The following is a 4164-nucleotide window of genomic DNA, read 5'->3' as shown; positions in this document are numbered from 1 at the left end:
GCGCCCGACTACCCCCGACCGATCCGCCGACGGTGACCGTCAGACGGGATCGACGCCGAACAGCGCCGGCAGCGTCCCCTCGTGTGCCTCGCGCAGCTCGTCGATCGTCAGGGTGAACTGACCCTGCACCTCGAACGTGCTCGGGTCCGGGTCCGTCACGCCGATGCGGGCGTGCGGGATGTTCTGGGCGGTCAGCATCTGCTGGAAGCGGATCTCCTCGCCGCGCGGCACCGAGACGATGACGCGGCCGGAGGACTCCGAGAACAGCCACACGAACGGGTCCGCGCCCTCCGGGAGCACGATGCGCATGCCGCACTCCCCCGCCAGCGCCGACTCGACCAGCGCCTGGGCGAGGCCGCCCTCGGACAGGTCGTGCGCGCCGGTGACGAGGCCGTCCTTGGAGCAGGTCGCCATGATGCGGGCGAGCGTGGCCTCCCACGCCAGGTCCACGGTCGGGGGCGTCCCGCCGAGATGGTCGTGGGCGACCTGGGCCCAGATGGAACCGTCGAACTCGTCGCGGGTCTCGCCCAGCAGGTAGATGCTCTCGCCGGGGGTGTCGCCGAACGCGGTGGGCGTGCGGCGGGCGACGTCGTCGATCACACCGAGCACGCCCACGACGGGCGTCGGCAGGATCGGCGTGGTGCCGGTCTGGTTGTAGAAGGACACGTTGCCACCGGTGACGGGGATCCCCAGCTCGGCGCACCCGTCGGCGAGCCCGTGGACGGCCTCGCGGAACTGCCACATCACGCCCGGGTCCTCGGGCGAGCCGAAGTTGAGGCAGTTGGTCACCGCGACCGGGGTCGCGCCGGTGACGGCGACGTTGCGGTAGGCCTCCGCCAGGGCGAGCCGGGCGCCCGCGTACGGGTCGAGCCGGGTGTAGCGGCCCGAGGCGTCGGTCGACAGGGCGATGCCGCGGCCGGACTCCTCGTCGATGCGAAGGACGCCGCCGTCGGCGTACTCCGCGAGGATCGTGTTGCCGCGCACGTAGCGGTCGTACTGCTCGGTGATGAACTTGCGCGAGCACAGGGCGGGGCTGGAGATCATGTCCAGCAGGGTCTGCCGCAGCTCGTCACCGGTGGCCGGGCGGGCGAGGCCGGCGGTGGTGTCGGCCTGCAGGGCGTCCTGGTCGGCCGGGCGCTCGACGGGGCGCTCGTAGACCGGTCCCTCGTCGGCCAGCGACTCCGGCGGGGCGTCCACGACGATCTCGCCGCGGAACTCGATGGTGAGGCGGTCACCGTCCGTGACCTCGCCGATGTCGGCGGCCAGCACGTCCCAGCGGCGGCACACCTCCATGAACGCGTCGACGTTCTCCGGGGCCACCACGGCGCACATGCGCTCCTGCGACTCGGACGACAGGATCTCCGCGGCGCTCATGCCCTCGGCGCGCAGCGGGACGTTGTCCAGCACGATGTGCATGCCGCCGTCACCGGCCGCGGCCAGCTCCGAGGTCGCGCACGCCAGGCCGGCTCCGCCGAGGTCCTGGATGCCCACGACCAGCTTCTCGCGGTACAGCTCGAGGCAGCACTCGATGAGCACCTTCTCCATGAACGGGTCGCCCACCTGCACGCTGGGCAGCTTGCGCGGCTTGACGGGCGCGCCGTCCTCGCCCACGTCGAAGGTCTCCGAGGCCAGCACCGACACGCCGCCGATCCCGTCTAGACCCGTGCGGGCGCCGAACAGGATGATGCGGTTGCCCTTGCCCGACGCGAACGCCAGGTGCAGGTCCTCCACCCGCATCACACCCGCACACAGGGCGTTGACCAGCGGGTTGCCGGCGTAGGACTCGTCGAACACCGTCTCGCCACCGATGTTGGGCAGGCCCAGGCAGTTGCCGTAGCCACCGACACCCGCCACGACGCCGGGCAGCACCCGGTGCGTGTCGTCGGCGTCCGCGGGACCGAAGCGCAGCTGGTCCATCACGGCCACCGGCCGCGCGCCCATCGCCATGATGTCGCGGACGATGCCGCCGACGCCGGTCGCGGCGCCCTGGTAGGGCTCGATGTACGAGGGGTGGTTGTGCGACTCCACCTTGAAGGTCACGGCCCAGCCGTCGCCGATGTCGACGACGCCGGCGTTCTCGCCGATGCCGGCGAGCATGGTGGACCTCATCTCGTCGGTGGTGGTCTCACCGAAGTACTTCAGATGCACCTTGGAGGACTTGTAGGAGCAGTGCTCCGACCACATGACCGAGTACATGGCCAGCTCAGCGTCCGTGGGGCGGCGCCCCAGGATCTCGCGGATGCGGGCGTACTCGTCCTCCTTGAGTCCGAGTTCGGCCCACGGCTGGGCGAGCTCGGGGGTGGAGGAGGCGTGCGAGATGGAGTCCACGTGAGAGGTCACGGGGCCGAGTCTAGTCGGAGCCCACCGGCGGGCGAATCCGCTCCCATGCCCCGTGACCGGCGCGGCATCCGGCTAGGTGGACAGGACCTCGAACGTCAGGCCGCCGCGCTGCACCCGCTCGAGGAGCGCGTCGCCCATCGCCTGCGCGGTGGTGAGCTGACCGGAGAGCGCGGGCAGGTCGTCGAACGCCAGGCACAGCGCCGACTCGGCCAGCATCATGGACGTCTCCGTGTAGCCCGGGTCCCCGCCCGAGACGCGGGTGACGACCCGCCGTCCACCGGCCAGGGCGACGAAGGTGACGTCGAACGACGAGCGGGCCCGGCGGGACTCGCTCGGCCCGGCGCCGCGGTCGATCCGCTTGAGGATCTGCGACCGGATCGGACCGACCTGGGACCCCGCCGCGAGCGCGCCCACTCCGACCATCCCGGCGACGGCGGTGACGGGCGAGCCGACCGAGGCGTAGTGCGAGTAGGTGAAGTCGGGGCCGTAGCTGTCCAGCGCGGCGGCCGAGCGCAGAATGACCTGCGGATCGATGGTCGGCAGCGGCACGAGCCACCGGCCCAGCACGCTGTCGTGGTGAGGCTTACCCGTGACCGACTTGATCCGCCGGCCGGCCACGCGCCCCTCCTTCTGCCGCCGCCGCGCGGCCGTCTTCGCGGCCTCGCGCAGCCGGGCGAACTGGCCGATCGCCGAGTGGAACGTCCCGCCCGAGAACCGGGCGTCCGCGTGGACCGCGCCGTAGACGACCGCGGGCACACCCTCGGGCACGTGCTTCATCGTGTAGAACACGCCCAGGTCGTGGGGGATCGAATCGAAGCCGCAGGCGTGCACGATCCGGGCCCCGGAGGCGACCGCCGCGTCGTTGTGCTCGAGGTACATACGGTCGACGAACTCGGGCTCGCCGGTCAGGTCCACGTAGTCCGTGCCGACCTCGGCGCAGGCGGCCACGAGCGGCTCGCCGTGTTCGAGGTAGGGACCGACCGTGGTGATGACGACGCGGGCCGACAGCGCCATCTCGACCAGTGACCGCGCATCCTCGGTGTCCGCGACCACGACGCCCGGGGCGGGGACGTCCGGCATCTCGGATGCCAGGCGGGTGACGAGGGCGTCCAGCTTGGTCCGATTGCGTCCGGCCACGGCCCACGAACCGCCCTCGGGAAGGTTCCGCATCAGGTACTCGGCCACCAGTCCCCCGGTGAACCCGGTCGCACCGTAGAGGACGATGTCGAACGGGCGATCGGCCTTGTCGGACGAGGACGCGGGCTGGATGCTGGATTCGCTCATTCCACGGTTGTACCGCATCCAGAGCCCGCCGGGTCCGGACCTCGAATAGGCTCCACCGCCGTGACAGCCACCGAGTTCGGCGGCCGCGCAGGTAGTCGGCCCCTCGCTGCGGTGCTCGCGCTGTCATCCCTTCGCGGCGACACCTTCACATGGTCGTAACCACCCCGGCGATGGTCGTAACCATGTCGGCGACACCCCCGGATTCGCACGACGGCTACGACCACAATTGAGATCCCGCTCGCCGCGGATCCGCCGCGCCGGTGCCAACGCACCCGCGCGCGGGTCGACGTCACTCGGCGTGAGAGAGAAGGCTTTTCCCAGAGTTCTTCCTACCGACCGCCCGCACACCAGGCGGACGAAGTGCGAATACTGCACTCACCAGCACGTTTAGTACCACAGTGATGTGCACCACTGGCTTATCGAAACCTGAGCGCGATCTCGGTCGGCCGTGCACAATCATCACGCACGCGCGACCACCCGGGTCGCCGGCACCCCGCCCCATCCCGTTACCTTTATTGAACCTCCGGTGGTCGGAGGTCT

The 4164-nt window shown here is 70.7% G+C and carries 2 protein-coding genes; both read right to left on the bottom strand.

Annotated features, from left to right (window positions below):
* Positions 1–39: 39 nt before the first annotated feature.
* Positions 40–2340 carry a phosphoribosylformylglycinamidine synthase subunit PurL gene (gene purL / locus G6030_RS13755; protein WP_182643510.1) on the bottom strand — a complete coding sequence of 767 codons (2301 nt, stop codon included), beginning with the start codon at positions 2338–2340 and terminating at the stop codon, positions 40–42.
* Positions 2341–2412: 72 nt separating this feature from the next.
* Positions 2413–3624: a saccharopine dehydrogenase NADP-binding domain-containing protein gene (locus G6030_RS13750; RefSeq protein ID WP_182643509.1), complete on the bottom strand. Its 1212-nt coding sequence runs from the start codon at positions 3622–3624 to the stop codon at positions 2413–2415.
* Between the last annotated feature and the right edge of the window lie 540 nt (positions 3625–4164).

This window comes from Dietzia sp. E1 (assembly GCF_014145015.1).
GTDB classification, from domain to species: domain Bacteria; phylum Actinomycetota; class Actinomycetes; order Mycobacteriales; family Mycobacteriaceae; genus Dietzia; species Dietzia cinnamea_A.
This window is presented reverse-complemented; position numbering and strand designations above follow the sequence as displayed.